Origin of the sequence: Sphingopyxis sp., assembly GCF_036402335.1 — a bacterium.
Lineage (GTDB): Bacteria > Pseudomonadota > Alphaproteobacteria > Sphingomonadales > Sphingomonadaceae > Sphingopyxis.
In genome coordinates this window covers 1-20,958 of record NZ_DASWTD010000267.1, presented here as the reverse complement: position 1 = coordinate 20,958, position 20,958 = coordinate 1, and the positions used below count along the sequence as shown (strand labels likewise).

The following is a 20,958-nucleotide window of genomic DNA, read 5'->3' as shown; positions in this document are numbered from 1 at the left end:
GTCCTTCGCGGCCTCGGCGATTTCGGCAAGGCGGCGGTCGAACAGCGCCGCGGCATCGCGGTGGCGGTCGATCGCGGCCTGCGCCTGGTCGGCGGCGCGCAGCGCGCTGCGCCGCGTTTCGTCGGCCTGCGCGAGCGCCTTGCGCGCCGTCGCTGCGGCAGCGGTCAGGTCGGACGCCTTGGTGGCGGCGGCATCGCGCCGGTCGCGCAGATCCTGCACGCCGAGTTCGACCTGCGGACGCTGCGCTGCGAGTTCGTCGAGGCGGTTCTGGCGTTGCAGCCGTTCGGTCGCGGTCGCGCCGTCGCCGCGCGTGACGAAGCCGTCCCAGCGGCGCATCACGCCGTCGGTGGTGACGAGGCGCTGGCCGACCGCGAGCGGCTGGCCCGTGTCGTTTTCAGCTACCGCGACCTGCGCGAGGCGGCGCCCGAGCGCGGCAGGCGCTCGCACATATTCGGCGAGCGGCTTTGTCCCGGCGGGCAGGGAGGGATCGTCCTTTGCCGTATCGGCGCCACCCCAGCTGCGTGCCGCGTTCCGATCGGTCCCGGCATCGAGATCGTCACCGAGCGCGGCGGCGAGCGCGGCTTCATGACCAGGCGCGACGCGCAGCTGGTCGAGGACGCGGTCGGCGTCGCTGCGCGCGGCGGCGAGCGCGCGCTCGAGCGTTGCCGCCTCTCCTTCCAGCGCAGCGAGCGCAGCGCGCGCCTCGGCGAGGGCTGCGTCGATGCCCGCGAGATTCGCGGCGGTCGCCTGGCGGCCGGCCTCGGCTTCGTGCAGCGCAGTTTCCGCGGCCGTGATCGCCGCTTCGGCGGTTTCGGCGGCCGCCACGCTTTCGGCGTACGTTGCCGCGAGCGCGCTGCTGTCGCCGAGCGAAGCGACCTCGGCATCGACGCGCGCCTTGTCGTTCGCGATGCGGCGCACCGCTGTCTCTGCGCTATCGCGCGCCGATACTGCAATACGCCGGTCGGCGGCTTCGCTCGCTGCCCTTGCGCGTGCCTGTGCCAGTGCGACTTCGGCATCGCGCAGCCGCGCCTGTGCCGCGAGGCTGGCCTCTGCCAGCGCCGCTTTACCGGCATCGTGCCCGGCGATGTCCTGCGCCAGCGATTTCGTTTCGACATCGAGCGCGGTCAGCGCGGCATGCGCTTCGCGCGCGAGTTCGCCTTCATGCGCCCGGTCATCGGCGATCCGCCGTTGCTGCGTCGCCAGATCCTCCAGCCGCTGCAGCGCCGCGCGTTCCTCGCCCTGCAACCGCACCTGCGTCGCGGTCGCCTCGGCAAGCGCGTCGCGCTGCGTTTGGGCATCTGCCCGCGCCGCGGCGACGCGCGTCGCGACCTCGTTCTGCGCTTGCGAAACGGTTTCGAGTTCGTCCTGCGCAGTCTTCACCGCCGCCTCGGCGGCATCGGCGTCGCGGCGCGCCTGATCGGCGGCGGCAGCGGCATCGCGCCAGCGTGCATAGATCAGCCGCCCTTCGGCAATGCGGATATCGTCGCTGAGCTTCTTGTATTTCTCCGCCGCGCGAGCCTGCCGGCGCAGCGCATTCGCGCGCACCTCCATGTCGGCGACGATTTCGGAGAGGCGGGTGAGGTTGGTTTCGGTCGCGCGCAGCTTCTGCTCGGCATCCTTGCGGCGCACGTGCAGCCCCGCGATGCCGGCGGCTTCCTCGAGCATCGCGCGGCGGTCGGTCGGCTTCGCGGCGATGACGTTCGCGATCTTGCCCTGGCTGACGAGCGCCGGGCTGTGCGCCCCGGTCGCCGCGTCGGCAAAGATCAGCGCGACATCCTTCGCGCGCACGTCGCGGCCGTTGGCGCGATAGGCGCTGCCCGCGCCGCGCTCGATGCGGCGGATGACTTCGAGATCGTCGCCGTCGCCGCCGTCGGACAGTCCTGCGACGAGCGCGCCCTCGGTGTCGCAATGCAGCGCGACCTCGGCAAAGTCACGCGCCGGGCGCGACGATGTGCCGGCGAAGATCACATCCTCCATTCCGCCGCCGCGCATCGACTTGGCGCTGGATTCGCCCATCACCCAGCGGATCGCTTCGAGCAGGTTCGACTTGCCGCAGCCATTGGGGCCGACGACACCGGTTAGCCCGGGTTCGATGCGCAATTCGGTGGGTTCGACGAACGATTTGAAACCGGTGAGGCGCAGCCGCTTTATCTGCACGGGATCATCCCGCGCAGGTCATCGAATCGGAGCTGTTGCAACCTTGGTGTCACATATCCCCCTGCAAGCCGTCATGCCGCGTGGCCGGGGGAGTCGCAAGGGGCAGGATTCGTCCGCCCCTTGCAATATGGATCAACGCGCGCCCATCGTGCGCAAGCGGTCGCGCAGCGGGCCCCATGTGGCGACGCCTTCGACGACCTGCCCGTTGATGACGAAGGTCGGCGTACCGGTGATCTGGTATTTCTCGACACCCGCATTGGTGCCTTTCTCGATCGCCGAGACATTGTCGACCTTGGCGAGGCACTGGTTGATCGTCGCCGCCGGGACACCGCGCTGCTGGTAGAATTGATCGATCCCCCAGCCCTTGGCAAGCGCGATGAAGCGTTCGGCGGGTGGCAGTTTCATCGCGGCTTCGATTCCCGGCTGCGGCTTCTGCGCACCCGCGATGAAGGCTTCATGCTCGAGGAAGGTCGCGTCGGCGAGCGGGAAGAAGCGCTCGGTGCCCGTGCATTTTACGATCGCGCCCGAAATCGCGTCGACCGGGTGAAGCATGAACGGCGTCAGCTTGTACGACACGCGGCCGGTGTCGACGAAGTCGCGCTTCAGCTCTTCATGCGAATCCTTGGCGAACTGCGCGCAGTGGCCGCAGGTAAAGGCGCCGAATTCCTCGAGTTTGATCGGCGCGTCGGGATTGCCCATCACCACGCCGTCGCCGTCAACGCGGACGACCTGCGACCAGCTTTTGCCGGCCGGGGCCGCGACCTTGGCGATCACATCCTGTTCCTTGGCGGGATCGGTCTTGCTTTCGCCGCAGGCGGCAAGGGCGAGCGCGCCCATCGAGGTCAGCAGGGCGGTACGCAGCAGGGTCATAATCTGTCTTTCTCCACTAGGGCGGAACGGTCGGGAATGCGGCGCTTTTACGAGGCCTTGAGCGCGAGGTCGAGTTTCGATTTAAGTGCGGGCCAGACGGTGACTTCGGCGTTGCGTCCGTTGATGAAAAAGCTCGGCGTGCCTTGGACGTGGTCGGTGCTGAGCGCGATGTTGGTCATGCCGGTGAGTTCGGCCTGCGCGACTTCGCTGTCGAGCGCGGCATCGAGCCGTGCCTGGGTATAGCCGCGCGCGCGCATCAAGGCTGTGAGCCCCGTATCAGCGGCAATCTTGCGTGCCCGCTCGCCCGTGGTGCCTTCGAACCAGCTCGTCTTTTGCGTGTCGGTCGCTTTCGTTACCTTGGTCATGAAGGCCGGGAAGGCGGCGAAGATCGCCTGATGGTTTCCGGCGAACGCCTTGGGGCCGCCTGCGCGCGCCAGCAGTGCCGCGGTCATGTCGACCGGATCGCGCACCAGGTTGCGATATTCGAACAGGATGAGGCCGCGGTCGAGATAGCCCGTTTTCAGCGGCAGCGAGCCCGCCTTTGCGAAATCGGCGCAATGACTGCAGGTATAGCTGAAATATTCGACCAGCCGCACCTTGGCGGCGGGGTTGCCGACCACAAAGGAGCCGATCGAGCTCGTGGTGACGGTCTGCGACCAGGCCGCGGTTTTGGCGGGTGCCGCGGCGAGCAAGGTCCAGGCCACACCCGAAAGCGCAAGAACGGCGGTGCGGCGATCGAGAAGCGGGTCGTCTAAAACGGACATCGTCGGTGGGTCCTTTAACTGATCCGGGGGAGTTTCGGCGGCGTCGCCAGCCCGGCGGCCATGCGTTCGAGCACGGTCCTGAGTTCCGGGTCGCCGATATCGCGCAAACTGTCCCCCAGTTCGGCAGGTACGGGTTTCAGCATTGCCGGTGGCTGAACGGGCGCGGCGGGCGTGACCTGTCCGTGCGTCATGCGGACATGCGCGACGGCGGCATAGCCAAAGAAGCGGTTGACCGACGCGAGGATGTCGGGGGCGACATGCTGCAGCATCGGCGCATGGGCCCCGCTGATCGTGAGATGCAGCGTGCCGCCCGCCTTCTGGCCGGCCGGGAAACGGATCATCGCGGGTTGCGTAACGTCGGCAAGGCGGTCGCCGACGATCTCGCGCCAGCGGCTGACGACCGAACTTTGAATGAAACCGAATTTCCGGAACGCGGCGCGGCCGATTTCGGGAACGAGGTCGGAGATCATGCGCGCGTCGCCGCCGCGCGGGCGTTCGTAGACGCGTGCGGGCGGCTTCCCGCCTTTCGCCTTCGCCTTTTTGGCCGGCCGGTCCTCTCCTGTGTCTTTCGCCATGCCGGGTGCCATGCCATAGGCGGGGGGTGAGCGTCCAGACTTCCCACATTGCCGATGCGCTCGCGGGCGATTTCGCGGACCGCTTGCTCGGCTGGTACGACCATGCCGCGCGGGTGCTGCCATGGCGCATCGCGCCGCATAGCGATGCGGTTCCCGACCCCTATCGGATATGGCTGGCCGAGGTCATGCTGCAGCAGACGACCGTCGCCGCAGTTGCGGGCTATTTCGCCCGTTTTACCGAGCGCTGGCCGACGGTCGCCGATCTTGCCGCGGCGGATGATGCCGACGTCATGGCGGCCTGGGCGGGGCTCGGCTATTATGCCCGCGCCCGCAACCTGCTCGCCTGTGCGCGCGCGGTGGTCGCCGATCACGGCGGCCGTTTTCCGGGCAGCGAGGCGGAGCTGCGGGCGTTGCCCGGGATCGGCGACTATACCGCGGCGTCGGTCGCCGCGATTGCTTTCGGCCGGCCGGCGATCGTCGTCGACGCCAATATCGAGCGCGTGATCGCCCGCCATCGGCTGATCGAGACGCCGCTCCCGCTGGCCAAGCGCGAAATTCGCGCCGCGCTCGCTCCGCTCGTCCCGCGGGATCGGCCGGGCGATTTTGCACAGGCGCTGATGGACCTCGGCGCGACGATCTGCACCCCCCGCGCGCCGGCCTGCGCGATCTGTCCGGTCATGGCCGATTGCCGCGCGCGGGGTCGCGCCGATATCGACCGCTTGCCGGTCAAGCCGCCCAAAAAGGCGAAGCCGCGTCGCCATGGCATCGCGCACTGGATCGAGGCCGATGGTCGCATCTGGCTCGTCCGCCGTCCGGGCAAGGGCATGCTCGGCGGGATGCGTGCCTTGCCCGGCGGCGACTGGATCAACGCCCCGCTGTCCGAGTCGGGGGTGGCCAGCGTCGACCACGGGTTCACCCATTTCGACCTGACGTTGACCCTGGTGCGCCGCGAAGCCCCGCCCGAAGTCCCGGATGCCGCAGCGGAAGGCGAATGGTGGCCGATCTCGGACCTTGACGCGGCGGGGCTGCCGACGCTCTATCGCAAACTGGTAGGCAAGATGCTGGAGAAACGTGGATGAACATGATGGTTTCGCGCCGGGCGCTGCTGGGCGGATTGGCGCTGGGCGGGACCGCCGCGCTGCTGCCGCGCGCCGCATTCGCGTGGAAAGTCGACGGTGCGGCGCTCTATCCTGCGACCAACGCCTTTATCAAAGGCTTTGTTGACCGCCGCGAGCTCGCCGGGACGCTCGCCGCGATCGGCAAGGGGCAGGACGCGCCGGTGTTTTTCGGTGCGGGTGTGCAGTCGATCGACGGCGGTGCTCCGGTCGGTCCCGACACTTTGTGGCGCCTCTATTCGATGACCAAGCCGATCACCGGCATCGCCGCGATGCTGCTGATCGAGGACGGCAAGATGACGCTCGACCAGCCGATCGCCGACTTCCTGCCCGCCTTCGCCGACATGCAGGTGCAGAATGTGCCCGACGGGTCGATCACCGATGTGCGCCCCGCGAAAGGCCCGATCACGGTCCGCCAGCTCATCACGCATACCGCCGGGCTCGGCTATGGCATCATCCAGAAGGGGCCGATCAAGAAAGCCTATGACGATGCGGGAATCTTCGGCGGGCAGGTGAGCCGGCTGCCTATCCCGGGGCTTCCGACGACCAAGCCGGCGCCGAGTCTCGCCGAGTTCGCCGACCGGCTGGCGAAACTGCCACTCGTTTACGAGCCCGGAACGCGCTGGAGCTATTCGGTCGGGCTCGACCTGATGGGGCGGGTGATCGAGGTCGTGTCGGGGCAATCCTTCGATGCCTTCCTCAAGGCGCGCATCTTCGATCCGCTCGGTATGACGAGCACGGGCTTTCGCGTCGCTGCGAGCGACGTCGGGCGGTTCACGACCAACTATGCGCCGATGGGCGGCGCGTTGCTTCCGGTCGACCCGGCGACGAGTTCGATCTATCTCGACCAGCCGCCGATCCCCTATGGCGGCGGCGGGCTCGTTTCGAGCGCGCGCGATTACGACCGTTTCCTCGCGATGCTGCTTGGCGAGGGAACGACCGGAGGCGTCCGGATCCTGAAACCCGAAACTGCGCGGCTCGCGATGTCGAACCTCATTGCCGACAGCGTCGAGCGTAAGGGCACCTTCATCGACGGGCAGGGCTTCGGCGCCGGTGGCCGCGTGTCGCTGCCGACCTCGCCGGGCGGGGAAGGCATTTTCGGCTGGGCGGGTGCAGCGGGGACGATCGGCTTCGTTCACCGGAAGCTCGGCTATCGCGCGGCGGGCTATACGCAGATCATGCCGTCGGACGCCGTGCCGTTCCAGTCGAAGTTCGGCGAGACCTTCTTCAAGGATGTCGCCGGCTGATGTCCTTGCCGCTCGGTTTCACCGGGGCGTGGCTCGACCGCGCCGACCAGCTGCGCACCGATGCGGAGCGTTTTGCTGCGGCGGCAGCCGATCCGCGCGCGCGCTGTCTTGTGCTCGACGGGATCGATTTCGTGCCCGGCGACGGCGGCGGACTGTCGTGGGAGGCGCTCGATCCCGCCGACGATCGTGCATTGATGCTGCTCGGAATCGACGATGATGCGATCCCGCATTTCGTGCGCGAAGCATCGCTTGGGGCGCGGATCGATGCACGGTCGCGCACGGTAATGCGGCTGCTACCCTTGCTTTCGGGTGCGGAGGCGGCACTTTATGGCGGGGCACGCAGCCTCGTCGACTGGCACGCGCGACACCGCTTCTGTGCCGTCTGCGGACTGCCGACCGACCTGTTTCGCGGCGGCTGGGGTCGCCGCTGCGGCAGTTGCAGTGCCGAGCATTTCCCGCGCGTCGATCCCGTCGTCATCATGCTTGCCGAATGCGACGGGCGTGTGCTCGTCGGGCGGCAGGGCGGCTTTCCGCCCGGTTTCTTTTCGGCGCTCGCGGGATTCGTCGAGCCGGGTGAATCGCTGGAAGAGGCAGTTGCGCGCGAATTATGGGAGGAAGCGGGAATCCGCGTCTCGGACGTCCGCTATGTCGCGAGCCAGCCCTGGCCCTTCCCGTCGTCGCTGATGATCGGTTGCCGCGCGGTCGCGAAGGATCCCGCGCTGACGCTCGATACGACCGAGATCGAGGCGGCGATGTGGGTCGACAAGGCCGAGGTGCGGGCCGCGCTGGCGGGCGACATGGGCGCGCCGTTTTTGGCGCCGCCGTCGCTGGCGATCGCGCGTCACCTGCTGGAAGATTGGGCGGCCTAGAGCCGCTTGCCGGTAATCCGGCTGATTTCCTTCGCCACCATCGCCTCGACGAGCGACGGGAGGTTGGCGTCGAGCCAGTCCTTGAGCATCGGGCGCAGCGCGTCGAGGACGACGTCCTCCATCGTGCGGCCCGCGGGTGCAGGCGCCGCGACAGTTGCCGCGGCCACGGCGGGCGCGATGGCAGCCGTCAACGCCTCGAGCGACTGGCGCGCGGCGTCGGCGCTGGCTTCGGAAACAAGCTCTTCGGGCGCGGCATTGGCGGCGGCGTCCTGTTCGTCCTGGAGATCGAGAATATCGTCGGCTTCGGGAACACGAATTTCGCGCACCGAACCCGGCGCCTCATCCCGCGCGATCACGCGCCGAATCGACGACAAGATATCTTCCATCGACGGTTCCCGCGACATATCGCCCATAACCCAACCCCCTAAACCATCGCGATTACCGGATGGTTAACCGTTCTCTTACCGATTTGGGGCGCATTTTGCCAAGCCTTATTGTGGCGGCAGTGAGGGCGGGCCCACCGGAACGGTGGCGGTCGCAGCCGGAATCGCACGCGTATCGGTCGCTTGCTGCTGCGGCGCCGGGTCGTCGGCCCAATCCCAGATTTCGCCCTTCACGCGCCGGTAATTGACTTCGGGGTCGTAGAGCGAGCCGCCCTCGATACCGAGGTCGCGCGCTTCCGCCTTGCCCATCGCGGCGAGGACCGAGAAAGCGGCGACGTAGCTGTTGCGCTGTGCCGACACGAGCTGGACCTGCGTGTTCAGATATTCCTGCTCGGCGTTCAATATGTCGAGGATCGAGCGCGTACCGACGCTGTTTTCGGCGCGCACACCTTCGAGCGACAGGGCGTTGGCGCTCACCGCCTGCTGCGTCGCGGAAATGATCCGCTCGTTCGCCTGCCACGCAGCATAAGCGCCGCGTGTCTGCGCGATCACGCCGCGCTCGACCTCGACGTAATTCTCGATCGCCTGGCTGCTGCGCGACTGGGCCTGGCGTACCTGCGCCGACCGGCGCCCGCCGGTGAAGATCGGCAGCGTGACCTGCACGCCCGCGGCGGCATTCGACGTTTCCTGGAGCACGTTGAAGCCGCTGATCCCGCTCTTGAGCGAGCCAAGGAAGTTGTTGTACCCCCCGCCGAGCGTCGCCGACACTTTCGGCGCACGCGACGCTTTGGCGCTGCCGATATCGGCCTTGGACGCATTGACCGTCTGATTTGCCGATTCGATGTCGGGATTGCTGTTCAGCGCGATGCCGACCGCTTCCTCGGCGCTTGCGGGCAGGTTCGGCAGCGTCGGCGGAGCCTGAAGGTCGACCGGCGCATCGCCGACAAGGCGGATGTAGGATTCGCGGCTGGCGATCAGATTCGCTTCGGCATTGCGCAAATCGCCTTCGGCCAGCGCGAGTCGCGCTTCGGACTGCGCGACGTCGGTGCGCGTCAGGTCGCCGATCTCGAAACGGTCGCTCGTCGCCTGCAAATTGGTGCGCAGGACCGAGACATTCTTCTGGTTGAGCTGGACGATCGCCTGATCGCGGATGACGTCCATATAAGCGCCGACGGTCTGCGAAAAAACGCTCGCCTCGGTCGCGCGCAGATCGGCCTGGCCCGCCTCGACGCGGAATTTGGCCGCCTTGACCGCGTTGCGCACCGCGCCGCCCTGATAGATTGGAACCGAAACCTGTCCGGTCGCGACGAAGGACCGCATGGGCGACGATGTGTTGTTGCCGGGGATGATGAGATTTTCTTCATAGTCCGCGCGCGTGTTGATCTCGGGAAGGCCGAAGCTCTTCTGGATCGGGACATTTTCGTCGTTCGCACGCTGTCCGGAGCGCGCCGCGGTCAGCGTCGGGTTGTTTTCATAGGCTTTGGCCAGCGCCCCCTGCAGCGTTTCGGCATGCGCCGCGGCGGGCAGCGCCAATGCGCCGATGGCGAGGCCGGCAAGCCATCGGGCGCGGTGGAGAGGCTGTTTCTTGTTGGTCTCGAACATCATTTTTTCAGCCTGAAACAAGGAAAGAAGCGCGTCAGAATTGGAAGCCCGCCGGCGCCGCAAAGCCGGGAAGTGGCGCGACGTCCATGTCCGCGAAGCTGCGTAGCGGAACCACTCCGCCGGCCTTCACGCCGTGAACCAGCCGCGTGACTGCGCCCTCGCGCCGCGCCGCGACCAGCCGGCCGCCCTCGGCCAGCTGCGCGGCAAGCTCGTCCGGCAACGTGTCGATCGCGCCCTCGACGATAATCCGGTCGAACGGCGCTGCGCCCGGCGCGCCGGCGCTCAGCGGGCCCTCGACCCAGTGGATATTTTCGCCGGTAACGGCATCCCGTGCGGTAGTCATCAGCTCGGCCTGTTCCTCGACGGCGTGAACTTCAGCGCCGAGCCGCGCGAGCAGGGCCGCCGTGTAGCCGGTGGCGCTGCCAACGAGCAGCACACGCATGCCCGGACGGATCGCCGCGGCGACCAGCATGCGCCCGGTGACCAGGGGCGCGTTCAGCGCGCGGCCGCCGCCCAGCGCGATCGCGCGGTCCATATAGGCGACGCTGGCGAGCGCCGCGGGGACATGGGCTTCGCGCGGCACCGCGGCCATTGCGCCCACGACCGCGGGGTCGATGACGTCGTTGGTCCTGAGCTGGCTGTCGATCATGGCGGAACGCATCTCCGCCGCTGTAATTTCGCTAAACTTGGTCGCCATCAGTCTTTTCCGATTCCCTGGGGCATCACCCTTTGCAGGGCAGCTCTAGCCGAAGCGATGCTGTATTGCAATAGTAATACAGCCCCGCAGCCGCACTGCCGCCGCGCATAGCTGGCAACGCCGATGCCGCCAAGCCCGCATCGCGATGCGGGCTTGGCGGCATGTTTCCGGCGAATCCTTGACAAGGGGGTGAAAGGCCCTCACTAGCGGCGCCGTTCCACACCCGGCCGTCCGCAGCAGCGGTCACGGCTTTCGGCGAGGCCCGATGGCGGAGTGGTGACGCAGCGGACTGCAAATCCGCGCACGCCGGTTCGATTCCGGCTCGGGCCTCCAGAACTTCATTCGATATCGGGCATTATGATGCCGCCCCCGCGGGAAGCGGGGGCGAGGTTTTCGTTCGGGGTCGATCGGCGTCAGGCGTCAATATCGAGCCCCAAAGCCAGGCGGCCGCTCAGGTCGCGCTGTGCGGGCTCCTGGAGCGGGTGGAACCGCGCACCCTGTATATCGCGGAACGCGCGCTCGATCACCGAGCCGCGGTAAAAGGCGCCGCCGCCCGCTACTTCCATCGCGAGTTCGGCGGTCCGGATCGCGGCGCGCCCGGCAACCGTCCGTCCCGTCATCACCGCGCTGGTCGTTTCGGGACCGGGATTGGCGCTCGCCGCGGTCGCGACTATCGCGTCCAGTGCGGTTTCGGCGGTCCAGAACGCATTTTGCATATCACCGACAAGCGCGATCAGCCCCGCGTTCGCCGGTTTGCGCCGCGCGAGCTCGAGCGCTGCATCGCGTGCGCTTTCGGCGACGCCGAGATAGGCCGAATAGATCAGCGGAAAGGCGATCATGCTGATGATGTGGAACAGCGGATGCCATTTTCCCTGCGGACGCCGGCCCGACACCGCGGCGTCGGCGAGGAAGAAATCCTTGAGTTCGACATCGTGCGATCCCGTGCCGCGCATTCCCAGCGTGTCCCATGTGTCGATGATCGTTACGCCCTCGGCGCCGAACGGAACACCGAAATGCAGCACGCTCGGTCCGGCTTCGCGATCGTCGTGGACCGCGCTCGTCATCAGCATATCGCCCGCCTGACAACCGCTCGAAAAGACCTTGCGGGCGTTGATCAGGAAACCTCCTTCGACCTTGGTCGCGGTTCCGCCGCCCTGCAGCCAGTCGGACCCGCCGCTCGACACAAGGACGAGATTTTCTGCCGCGACGCGGCGGAGCAGGCCATCGGTCGGCGCCTGCAGATGCTCCCAGCGCCAGGCGGCTGCCGCGATCTGATGGCAATGCATCGAGAAAGCGAGCGCCGTCGAACCGCAGCTTTTCCCGAGCCGGCGCACGATCCCGCACAGCGTGGCATAGTCGAGGCCGTCGCCGCCCAGTTCGACGGGGACCGCCGCGCCGATCAGGCCGGCTTCGCGAAGCAGGTCGTAATTTTCGGCGACAAAGCTGCCGTCGCGGTCGTGCTGCGCGGCCGATGCGGAAATCTTTTCCGCAATCCGGTCGGCGATTTCGTACCAATAATCGGGGGTCTTTGTTTGTGCTGCTACTAACATGTTCATCTCCTGAGCATTCCCTTGCTGGCGATGGTCATGGCGGCGCGATGCCGCGGCGGATAGTTCAGGAACTGAATCGGCCCGATACAGAAACTGAACTCGCGTCGCGGACGGCCGATACAGTATATACCGGCCTCGGGAGGAGTTCATCATGGCAAACGCCAGCTATGGCCAGTTCTGCCCTGTGGCGATGGCCGCGGAGATTTTGTGCACGCGCTGGACGATCGTCCTTGTCCGCGAACTGGCTGCGGGATCGACGCGATTCAATGACTTGCGCCGCGGCGTGCCGCGCATGTCACCCGCGCTCCTTTCACAGCGGCTGAAAGATCTGGAAGCGGCGGGTATCGTTCATCGCACGCCCGTCGCGCGCGAATCGGGGGTGTTCGATTATCGGCTGACGCGCGCCGGGCAGGAGCTCGCGCCCGTGGTCGACGCTTTCGGCGTCTGGGGCAAGCGCTGGATCGACGGCGACCTGTCGCTCGAACGGCTCGATGTGCAGCTGCTGATGTGGGACATGCGGCGCGGGCTGGTGCTCGACCCGATGCCCGGTCGCAAGGTCATCGTGCAATTTCGCTATCCCGAACTGCCCGCCGACCGGCGATCGTGGTGGCTGGTGGTCGAACCCGGCCAGGAAACCCAGCTATGCTCGGTCGATCCGGGCGCCGACGTCGATCTCTATGTCTCGGCCGACCTCAGGACGATGACTGCGATCTGGATGGGCTATGACACGCTGGCCGAAGCCGTGGGTGACCGGCGACTGGTGCTGACCGGTGACGATGCGCTGTCAGAAAACATCGAAGCCTGGCTGGGCCTTAGTCCCTTCGCCAAGACAAAACCCGTCGCGGCCTAGCAATCATCCCGGCACGGTTGCCCGTTTGCGGCGGACGATCGTCTGGGCATTGGTATATTCGAGCAAACCTTCCAGCCCGCCTTCGACCCCGACGCCTGACTGCTTCATGCCGCCGAACGCAGCGGTCGGTGACAGGTGCTGCGTTTCGTTGACCCACACCGTGCCGCTCGCGATGCGCTGTGCGATGTCGAACGCCTTGTCCTCGTCGCGCGCCCAGACCGAGCCGCCAAGGCCATAGTCGGTGTCGTTGGCGCGCGCGACGGCGTCGTCGACATCGTCGAACCGGATCAGCGGCAGGACGGGGCCGAACTGTTCTTCCTGCACGATACGGCTGTCCTCGGGCGGATTGTCGAGGATAGTGACGGGGATGAAATAGCCGGGCACATCGGCCGCTTCGCCGCCGACAAGAAATGTATAGCCCTTGTCCTTTGCGTCCTGGATGAGATCGAGCACGCGGCGGTATTGCGCCGCATTGTTGATCGGGCCGATCTGCGTGCCCTGCTCGGACCCGTCGCCGACCTTCACCGTCTTCGCGTAAGCGACCAGTGCCGCCTTCAACGGCTCGTAAACGTCCTTGTGGACATACATGCGCTTGGTCGCGATGCAGATCTGGCCATTGTTGCGGAACGCCGCCCAGAACAGCTCCTCGGCGACCTTTTCGACGTCGATGTCGGGCATGACGATCGCGGCATCGTTACCGCCGAGTTCGAGCGTGACGCGCTTCAGCGTCGGCGCCGCCGATTCCATCACGCGGCGCCCGGTCGCGGTCGATCCGGTGAAGCTGATCTTGTCGAAGCCCGCGTGGCTCGTCATCCACGGCCCGAGCGCGTCGCCGCCGGTGACGATGTTGAGCACGCCGGGCGGGAGGATGTCCTTGACTAGCTCGCCGAATTTCAGCGTCGTGAGCGGGGTGAAGGGCGAGGGTTTGAGGACCATCGTGTTCCCCGCGAGCAACGCGGGGCCGACCTTGAACATCGCGAGCAGCAGCGGGAAATTCCACGGCGCGATCGCGCCGACGACGCCGAGCGGGACGTGGCGCGTCTCGCTGTAGCGGTCGTCGCTGTCCTCGTTGACCGTGACCGGCAGGTCGAGGCTGGCGGCGCCCATCAGCCAGTATCCGGCGCCCATCACCTCGCCCTCGGCCTCGGCGTGCGGTTTGCCCTGTTCGGCGGTGAGCAGGCGCTTGAAGGCGTCGGCGTTGGTCATGATCGCCTGGCCCATTGCGGTCAGCGCCGCCTTGCGTTCTGCGATCGGGGTTGCAGCCCAGCCCGGGAAAGCGGCGCGCGCGGCGGCGATGGCGCGGTCGAGGTCGTCGGTGCCGGCATCGGGAACGCTGCCGATCACCTGTTCGGTTGCGGGGTTGAGCACGTCGAAGCTTGCGCTGCCGCCTTCGAGCTTGCCGTCGATCAGCATCGCATAGTCGCGGTCGAAATCCATCGTTCGTCTCCAGCTTTATCGGTGTTTTCAGGGTATCAGCACGACCTTGATGCACTCGCCGCGCGCCTGCGCGGCCAGCGCCGCGTTGATGTCGGCGAGCGGGAAGGTCTGGATCAGTCTGTCGAACGGGAAGCGTCCGGCGGCATGATGCGCGATCAGTTCGGGGATGAAGCTTTGCGGGTCGCTGTCGCCCTCGATGATCCCGATGATGCGGTGTCCCGGCGTCATCAGCGCGGCGATATTGACGCGGATCGCGGCATCGGCCTTCGACGGCACCCCGACCAGCCCGATCGCGCCGTGGCTGCCGAGCGCGGCAAGCCCCGCCTCGATCACCGCAACGACGCCGCTGGTGTCGAAAGCGAAGTCGAGGCCGGCCGGGACAATCGCACGTAGAGCCTCGGTCAGATCGGCTGTTTCGGCCGGATCGATGACATGCGTTGCACCGAGGTCCAGTCCGATCTCGCGCCGCGCGGCGACCGGCTCGACGAGGATGATCGTCGAACAGCCCTGGATGACCGCGCCCATCACCGCGGCCAGCCCCACGGGCCCGCCGCCGAAGATCGCGATGCTCGATCCCGCGGGGCAGGCGAGCGAGTTCATCACCCCGCCCGCGCCGGTCTGGAACCCGCAGCCCAGCGGCCCGAGCAGCTCGAGCGCGACCGTCGCCGTGTCGACCTTCACGACATTGCGCGCGCGGGTGACGGTGAGCGCCGAGAAGGAGGACTGGCCAAAGAAGTGCGAGGTGACCCGCTCGCCGTCCTTCGTATAGGCGGTCGAGCCGTCGTCGAGCCGCATCCCCGCATAGTTCAGCGGCACGAAGCTTTGGCAATAGCTTGGCAGATGCTCGTCGCAGCGCGGACAGGCGCCGCAGCTCGAAAAACCGACAACCACCTCGTCGCCAATCGCGAGGCCCTCTACGCCTTCACCAATCGCTTCGATGACCCCCGCGCCTTCATGACCGAGCACGCCGGGCAGCGCGAAGGGCGCGAACTGGTCGCGGAAGATCAGGTCGGTGTGGCAGAGGCCGACGCCGGCGATCGCCACGCGTACCTCGCCCGCGCGCGGCGCTTCGACCTCGATCGTCTCGATCGTGAAATCGCCGCCGGGCTGACGCACCACGGCCGCCGTCGCTTCGGTCATTCTCTTCTCCGTTCAGTGAAGCCCGCGCCGTTCCTGCTGGCGATAGTCGCTCGGCGCCATGCCGAACCAGGCGCGGAAGGCGCGGCTGAAATGGCTCTGGCTGGTAAAGCCCGTCGCCTCGGACAAGGCGGCGAGGCTGAGGTCGGTCTGGACGAGCATCTGCTGCGCACGGTCGAGCCGCGCCTTCATCACATATTGGTGCGGCGAAATGCCCGTCGCCTTTTTGAACAGGCGGCAGAAATGCGACGGCGTGACGCCGGCAACCGATGCCATCGCCTCGAGGCTATGTTCGTCGGCGGGGTTCGCGAGCACCGCATTCATGATCTTGTGGAGGCGGTAGGCCGAGAAATCGGACACCGGGATCTCGGTCGGATTGCCGTGCGCGGGCGGGCCCGAGAGGATATGTGCCTTCAGCGCATTGACCATCGCCGCGACATAGGCGGTGCGCTCCTCGGCCTGCGGCGCGTAGAGTTCGGACAATATCTGGCGCGTCAGCGCGACGCCGAGCGGATCGGCGAAGGCGAAGCGCATCTTGTTGAACTGTTCGGCGTGCGGCTGCCCCGCGAGCACGTCGGACGACATCGACAGCGTCACGACGTCGAGTTCGCCGTCGACGAGCCAGCCGGTCGGCATGCCCGCGGGGACGATCGTCGCGCAGCCGGGGATCGAGCTTGTTTCGGTCCAGCCGTCGCGGTCCCAAGTCTTGACCTGCGGCTTGCCCGCGACATGAACGGTGAAGATCGGTTGCGGCAAAGCGGGGAGGGTGTAGCTGCCGACGAACTGGCGCCAGCGGCACAGCGACCAGCCGTCGCCGAACGACCCCATCTCGACATCGGGCGCGCGGCCGAGGACGTCGCAGATGATTTCCTTATTATCCCAGACGCTGTCCTGTTTCACGCTGTCAGCCTGACGTCGAGCCGCTTGAAGCCGTTGATGAAGTTCGACCGCACGCGGCTCGGTTCTCCCAATATCTCTATCCGGCGAACATGACGCGCCATTTCGGCAAAGGCGAGTCGCAATTGCATCTCGGCGAGGCGCGACCCGACGCAGACATGCGTGCCGGCACCGAAGGCGAGATGCTGGCGGATCGGGCGGGTTATGTCGAACGCGTCGGGATCGGGAAAGACCAACGGGTCGCGGTTGCCGCTGGGGTAGAAGACGACGACCTTGTCGCCCTTGCGGATCGCCTGCCCGCCGAGCTCGGTATCGCGCGTCGCGGTGCGGCGCATATGGATCACGGGGCTGGCGTAGCGGACCATTTCCTTCACCGCGTTCGGGAGCAGCCCGGGGTCGGCGCGAATGGCGTCCCATTGCTCGGGGTTGTTCGCAAAGGCGATCAGGCTGTGGTTGATCGAATTGCGCGTCGTCTCGTTGCCGCCGACGAGCGCGAGGATGAGGTTGCCGATAAAATCGCCGAGCGGAACGGGTTGCCCATGAATTTCGGTGTTCGCGAGCAGCGAGGCGATATCGGGGCCGGGGTTGGCGCGGCGTTCCTCGAACAGCGCGGCGGCGAAGCCGACGAACTCGCCCATCACCGCCTGCATCGCTTGCGGAGACTGGCGGAAATCGGGATCGTCCTCGCCGACGAAGGCGTCGGTCCAGCGGTGAAGATCATGCCACATCTCGGCGGGCACGCCGAGCAGCTCGGCGAGCGTGAGCAGCGGCAGCGGGACGGTCAGGAGCGGGAGGATGTTCACCGGCTCGTTCAACGGCACTTCGGCGAAGAGGCGCTCGACGCGTTCGGCGATCCGCGCCTCGATGCCCTCCAGCCGCGCGGGCGACAGCGCGGGCATCACAAACTTGCGATATTGGGTGTGCGTCGGCGGATCGCGCGAGATGAAGGGGATGCCGATCGCTGCTTCGCCCGCGCCGGTCAGCCCGACCTCATTCTCGTTGAAGATGCGGTGCCCGCCATTTTCGTGCGCCGAGGAAAAGAGATCGGCCTGCCGCGACACGGTGACGATATCGTCGAATCCCAGTACTGCCCAGAAGCCTGCGCCATCGCTTTCGGGGTTCCAGTGGACCGAACCCGCAGCGCGCAGCGCCGCGAGCTCGGCATAGGGCATGCCGCCGACGTAAAGGTCGGGGTCCCTGAGATCGATCGTCCCGAGGTCGGTCATCGTCAGAAGCTGTAGCGCAAGGACACGCCATAAGTGCGCGGCGCACTTGGCACGAGGAAGTTGTAAGGGAAACCCGCACCGCGGAGGTCGAGGCCATAGCCATAGGTCTTGCGCTCGAAAATATTGTTCGCGAACGCCCGCACCGTCAGCGCGTCGTTCGACCAGCTCAGCGAGGCGTTGACCTTGGCATTCGCGCCCTGCTGCAGCTCGCTGTTCACCTGCGGGGTGCCGGGGGCGTCGATGTCGTTGAACGGCGAGAAATATTGGCGGCTCGAATAGGCCATGTTCGGCGCGAAGGTCAGCGTGCCGCCCGCGACCTCTACGACATCCCATTCGAACCCGAGCTGCGCGGTCAGCTTCGGCGCGAAGGGCAGGCTGTTGCCCGACAGGTCGGCGCCTTGCAGCGTCAACTCCTTGTATTTCGAGTGCAGCCAGCCGAGCGACGCGTCGATACGAAAGCCGTCGACCGGGCGCAACGTCGTCTCGACCTCGAAGCCATAGACTTCGGACGAGGGCGCATTGACGAGGAAGGACACCGGCCCGGCGCGCGTGTCCTGCAGCTGCTGGTTCGAATAGTCGTAATAGAAGGCCGAGGCGGCATAGGTGAGCAGGCGCCCGCCCGCGCGGCCCTTGATCCCGATCTCATAGGCGTTGACGCGCTCGGGCTCGATATAGCCGATGCCGCTCGACGAAGTGTAGCCGCCGCCATTGACCGCGCCGGCGCGATAACCGCGGTTATAGCTCGCATAGACAAGCGGGCCGTCGTCGAAAGTGTAGCTGAGGGCCACGCGCCCGGTCAGCGCATTGTTCGTGTCGGCGAGCGCGAAGCGCGCGGCGGGATCGTAAGGGCAGGTTCCCGCGACCCCGGGGCAGGGCACCGTCGTCGCAAGCGGAGTCTGCGGATCGTCGACGCCGCCGACGAAGAGGTAGGCGAAGGCATCGTCGTAACGCGACTTGTCCTTGGTGTAGCGCGCGCCCAATGTCAGCACGAGCCGGTCGGCGAGGTCGATATCGGCCTGCCCGAATACGGCATAGCTTTTGCGGACCTGCCGGTAATGCTGGAAGAAGCCGCCCGCCGGGGGCAGCGGCAGGTTGAAGGTGTTGTCGGTAATGTTGCGGTCCCAGCCGTAGAACAGCCCGCCGACAAACGTCAGCCCGTCGCCGTCATAATTGGCGCGCAATTCCTGGCTGAACTGGCGGTATTTTGACCGCCAATTGATATCGAGCAGGTCGATCGGCGCGCCGTCGGCTGCCTGCTGGAGATCCTGCTTGCCGCCATCGTAGCTGGTGATCGACGTCAGGCTCAGCGTCTCGCTGAGTTCGAGTGCGATATTGCCCGAAAAGCCCCAGGCATCGGTCCTGTTGTCCCCGATCCGGTTCTCGTTGGTCTCGAAAAATCCGAGGCCCGTTCGGAAATCCGCGAGCCCATGCACCGCCGCCTGCGTCCCGCGATCACGCCCGGCATAGGCGCGCAGCACGATATCGAGCGTCTCGGTGGGCTTGACGCGCAGCGAGGCGCGGCCTTGCAGCGTGTCGACCGACGCCGCGTCGCGCCCGCCGGGGAAGACATTCTTTATTTGCCCGTCGCCCTTGGCATAATTCACCGCGAGGCGGAGTCCCGCGACATCCTCGGCGAGCGTCGCCTCGGCGGCGCCCTGCGCGGTGAAGGTGTCGAAATTGGCGTAGCCGACCTGCAAATAGCCGCTGGTGCCCGCGAGGCCCGGCTTCCTGGTGATGAAGTTGATGGCGCCGCCCGTGGTGTTGCGCCCGAACAACGTCCCCTGCGGCCCGCGCAGCACCTCGATGCGGTCGAGGTCGAACAGCCCCATGCCGTGGCTGGTGCGCGGCGCCAGATAGACGTCGTCGAGATAGACGCCGACGGGCGAGGCCTGGTTGCTGTTATATTCGTTCGCGACGCCGATGCCGCGCAGCGAGAAGTTCGGCTGCGTATCGCCATAGGGGCTGTTGATCTGGAGGTTCGGGACCGCGTCGCCGAGCTGCGCCGAATTGGTGATGCCGCGGTCGGCGAGGGTGTCGCCGCCGAGCGCGGTAACCGCGAGCGGCACGTCGAGTAAGGATTGCTCGCGGCGCTGCGCCGTGACGACGATATCGCCGTCGGTGGCGGCGGCGCTCTCGTCAACGGGCGGCGCATCCTGCGCCATGGCCAAAGTCGATGTCGAAACGGCGAGCGCAGCCATAACGGCGCGCGCAAATGACGAAGCTGCCATAGTCCTTCTCCCAAAATGCCGGGGCTTCTGCGAGCCCTGTCGAAGTTGGAAGCTAGGACGGCGGGTGCGCCATGGCTTTAGCGCGCCTTGCAACGAGTTTTGACATTTCTTGTTCGGGAAATCGGCCTGTCGTTTCGCCGCAACAGCGAATAGGAATGACGACCCCATCGTCAGAAAGGATCGTCATGGCCCACGGAACCGCGCGCATCGGCAAGGATCATTATCGCACCGAAATCAACGTCAGCGGTCACGATCTGATCGGCGACGAGGGGCCGGGGCTGGGCGGACAGAATCGGGGGCCCGCACCCTATGATTTCCTGCTCGCCGGGCTCGGTGCCTGCACCGCGATTACGCTTCGCATGTATGCCGACCGCAAGGGCTGGCCGCTCGAATCGGTCGACGTCGGCTTGCGGCTGCTGAGCAAGGACGGCCTCCGGGTCGACCGGGTGCTGACGATCGCGGGGCTGGACGACGAGCAGAAGGCGCGCCTGGCCGACATTGCCGAGCGAACGCCGGTGACGCTGACGCTGAAAGGCGGGCTACCGATCGACACCCGGCTCGCCTGACCGGCGGGCCACTGGACAAGTTGCGATCTACCACTTATATACCAGCCGTTATGGAAATCGAAACCATCCCCGCTTCTGCCCCGCACAAGGGGCGACCGCGCGAATTTTGCGTCGATATGGCGCTGGCGTCGGCGCTTCGCGTCTTCTGGTCGAAGGGCTATGAAGGCGCGTCGATGGCCGACCTGACCGACGCGATGGGGATCACCAAGCCGAGTTTGTATGCGGCCTTCGGCAACAAGGAAGCGCTCTTCAACAAGGCGCTCGACCTCTATGAGCGCGAAAAGCTCGATTATATGCATGCGGCGCTCGACGCGCCGACCGCGCGCGGCGTTGCCGAGCGGCTGATGTACGGCGCGCTCGACATGTACACTTGCCCCGAGAATCCGAACGGATGTCTGGGCGTCATCAGTTCGGTCGCATGCGGCGCCGAAGCCGAATGCATTCGCGAGGCGGTGCTCGAACGCGGCGCGGTCGCGAAGCGCGCGATGCTCGAACGCTTCGCACGCGCCAAGGAAGAAGGCGATTTCCCGCCCGACACCGACGCCGAAGGCCTTGCAGCCTTCCTGACCGCGGTGAACCAGGGCATGTCGGTGCAGGCCGGCGCCGGCGCGACGCGCGCCGAGCTCGAGCGGCTCGTCGAAACCAGCCTGAAGCTGTGGCCGGGTCGCTAGTAGAAAAATTTTACTGCCCGGTACAGAATAGCCTTGACGCAGCGCAACATGACTTATATACCAGTCAGTATACAAAGATAAGGCTCTCCCCCGAGACGTCCGCCGCGCGGTAGAACC

At 66.5% G+C, this 20,958-nt stretch carries 19 protein-coding genes and 1 tRNA gene; 7 read left to right on the top strand and 13 right to left on the bottom strand.

The window, feature by feature from the left end; translation table 11 throughout:
- The 4 genes from VGD20_RS08540 to VGD20_RS08525 all read right to left on the bottom strand — a co-directional run.
- A partial coding sequence (locus VGD20_RS08540) for an AAA family ATPase (protein ID WP_331134036.1) occupies window positions 1-2,157 on the bottom strand: 2,157 nt, incomplete at its 3' end.
- A gap of 132 nt (window positions 2,158-2,289) precedes the next feature.
- A complete protein-coding gene (locus VGD20_RS08535) occupies window positions 2,290-3,027 on the bottom strand; it encodes a thioredoxin domain-containing protein (RefSeq protein WP_331134035.1) in 738 nt (245 codons plus the stop codon).
- Between the two features lie 47 nt (window positions 3,028-3,074).
- The gene (locus VGD20_RS08530; protein WP_331134034.1) at window positions 3,075-3,791 is read right to left on the bottom strand and encodes a thioredoxin domain-containing protein; all 717 of its coding nucleotides are present in this window, start codon (window positions 3,789-3,791) and stop codon (window positions 3,075-3,077) included.
- A 14-nt stretch (window positions 3,792-3,805) separates the two neighbouring features.
- Entirely contained in the window at window positions 3,806-4,366 is a 561-nt protein-coding gene (locus VGD20_RS08525; protein ID WP_331134033.1) for a DUF721 domain-containing protein, read from the bottom strand.
- 26 nt (window positions 4,367-4,392) lie between these two features.
- Between VGD20_RS08525 and VGD20_RS08520 the strand changes: the two genes are divergently transcribed.
- The 3 genes from VGD20_RS08520 to nudC are packed head-to-tail and all read left to right on the top strand — an operon-like array spanning window position 4,393 to window position 7,597.
- Entirely contained in the window at window positions 4,393-5,445 is a 1,053-nt protein-coding gene (locus tag VGD20_RS08520; protein WP_331134032.1) for an A/G-specific adenine glycosylase, read from the top strand.
- Window positions 5,442-6,728 carry a serine hydrolase domain-containing protein gene (locus VGD20_RS08515; RefSeq protein ID WP_331134031.1) on the top strand — a complete coding sequence of 429 codons (1,287 nt, stop codon included), beginning with the start codon at window positions 5,442-5,444 and terminating at the stop codon, window positions 6,726-6,728. The genes VGD20_RS08520 and VGD20_RS08515 overlap by 4 nt, the downstream gene beginning before the upstream one ends.
- Complete coding sequence (nudC, locus tag VGD20_RS08510) at window positions 6,728-7,597, top strand: NAD(+) diphosphatase (protein ID WP_331134030.1); 870 nt, start codon at window positions 6,728-6,730, stop codon at window positions 7,595-7,597. Before VGD20_RS08515 ends, nudC begins: the two co-directional genes overlap by 1 nt.
- On the opposite strand, the gene VGD20_RS08505 is transcribed toward nudC, so the two are convergent.
- From VGD20_RS08505 to VGD20_RS08495, 3 genes are all read right to left on the bottom strand, one after another.
- A complete protein-coding gene (locus VGD20_RS08505; protein ID WP_414714559.1) occupies window positions 7,594-7,953 on the bottom strand; it encodes a DUF2497 domain-containing protein in 360 nt (119 codons plus the stop codon). The two genes, nudC and VGD20_RS08505, sit on opposite strands and share 4 nt — an antisense overlap.
- A 135-nt stretch (window positions 7,954-8,088) precedes the next feature.
- Window positions 8,089-9,585: a TolC family outer membrane protein gene (locus tag VGD20_RS08500; RefSeq protein ID WP_414714558.1), complete on the bottom strand. Its 1,497-nt coding sequence runs from the start codon at window positions 9,583-9,585 to the stop codon at window positions 8,089-8,091.
- 31 nt (window positions 9,586-9,616) lie between these two features.
- A complete protein-coding gene (locus VGD20_RS08495) occupies window positions 9,617-10,279 on the bottom strand; it encodes a protein-L-isoaspartate O-methyltransferase (protein WP_331134028.1) in 663 nt (220 codons plus the stop codon).
- A gap of 259 nt (window positions 10,280-10,538) precedes the next feature.
- On the opposite strand from VGD20_RS08495, the gene VGD20_RS08490 reads away from it, so the two are divergent.
- Window positions 10,539-10,612, top strand: a tRNA-Cys gene (locus VGD20_RS08490).
- Window positions 10,613-10,692: 80 nt separating this feature from the next.
- Here the strand turns inward: VGD20_RS08490 and VGD20_RS08485 are convergent.
- Entirely contained in the window at window positions 10,693-11,829 is a 1,137-nt protein-coding gene (locus tag VGD20_RS08485) for an acyl-CoA dehydrogenase family protein (protein WP_331134027.1), read from the bottom strand.
- 151 nt (window positions 11,830-11,980) lie between these two features.
- Here VGD20_RS08485 and VGD20_RS08480 point away from each other — a divergent pair, with 151 nt between their 5' ends.
- Window positions 11,981-12,679: a helix-turn-helix domain-containing protein gene (locus VGD20_RS08480; RefSeq protein ID WP_331134026.1), complete on the top strand. Its 699-nt coding sequence runs from the start codon at window positions 11,981-11,983 to the stop codon at window positions 12,677-12,679.
- Between the two features lie 3 nt (window positions 12,680-12,682).
- Here the strand turns inward: VGD20_RS08480 and VGD20_RS08475 are convergent, their stop codons facing one another.
- The 5 genes from VGD20_RS08475 to VGD20_RS08455 are packed head-to-tail and all read right to left on the bottom strand — an operon-like array spanning window position 12,683 to window position 19,574.
- Window positions 12,683-14,116 carry an aldehyde dehydrogenase family protein gene (locus tag VGD20_RS08475; RefSeq protein ID WP_331134025.1) on the bottom strand — a complete coding sequence of 478 codons (1,434 nt, stop codon included), beginning with the start codon at window positions 14,114-14,116 and terminating at the stop codon, window positions 12,683-12,685.
- Between the two features lie 27 nt (window positions 14,117-14,143).
- A complete protein-coding gene (locus VGD20_RS08470; protein ID WP_331134024.1) occupies window positions 14,144-15,256 on the bottom strand; it encodes an NAD(P)-dependent alcohol dehydrogenase in 1,113 nt (370 codons plus the stop codon).
- A 12-nt stretch (window positions 15,257-15,268) separates the two neighbouring features.
- The gene (locus VGD20_RS08465) at window positions 15,269-16,153 is read right to left on the bottom strand and encodes an AraC family transcriptional regulator (RefSeq protein ID WP_331134023.1); all 885 of its coding nucleotides are present in this window, start codon (window positions 16,151-16,153) and stop codon (window positions 15,269-15,271) included.
- Window positions 16,150-17,376, bottom strand: coding sequence for a cytochrome P450 (locus tag VGD20_RS08460; RefSeq protein ID WP_331134022.1), 1,227 nt, complete (start codon window positions 17,374-17,376; stop codon window positions 16,150-16,152). The genes VGD20_RS08465 and VGD20_RS08460 overlap by 4 nt, the downstream gene beginning before the upstream one ends.
- Before the next feature lie 2 nt (window positions 17,377-17,378).
- Window positions 17,379-19,574 (bottom strand): TonB-dependent receptor, encoded by a 2,196-nt coding sequence (locus VGD20_RS08455; protein WP_331134021.1) that lies wholly within the window; start codon window positions 19,572-19,574, stop codon window positions 17,379-17,381.
- A gap of 215 nt (window positions 19,575-19,789) precedes the next feature.
- Here VGD20_RS08455 and VGD20_RS08450 point away from each other — a divergent pair, with 215 nt between their 5' ends.
- Window positions 19,790-20,170: an OsmC family protein gene (locus VGD20_RS08450; RefSeq protein WP_331134020.1), complete on the top strand. Its 381-nt coding sequence runs from the start codon at window positions 19,790-19,792 to the stop codon at window positions 20,168-20,170.
- 50 nt (window positions 20,171-20,220) lie between these two features.
- On the top strand, window positions 20,221-20,841 hold the full coding sequence (locus VGD20_RS08445; protein WP_331134019.1) for a TetR/AcrR family transcriptional regulator: 621 nt from the start codon (window positions 20,221-20,223) through the stop codon (window positions 20,839-20,841).
- The last annotated feature ends 117 nt before the right edge of the window (window positions 20,842-20,958 follow it).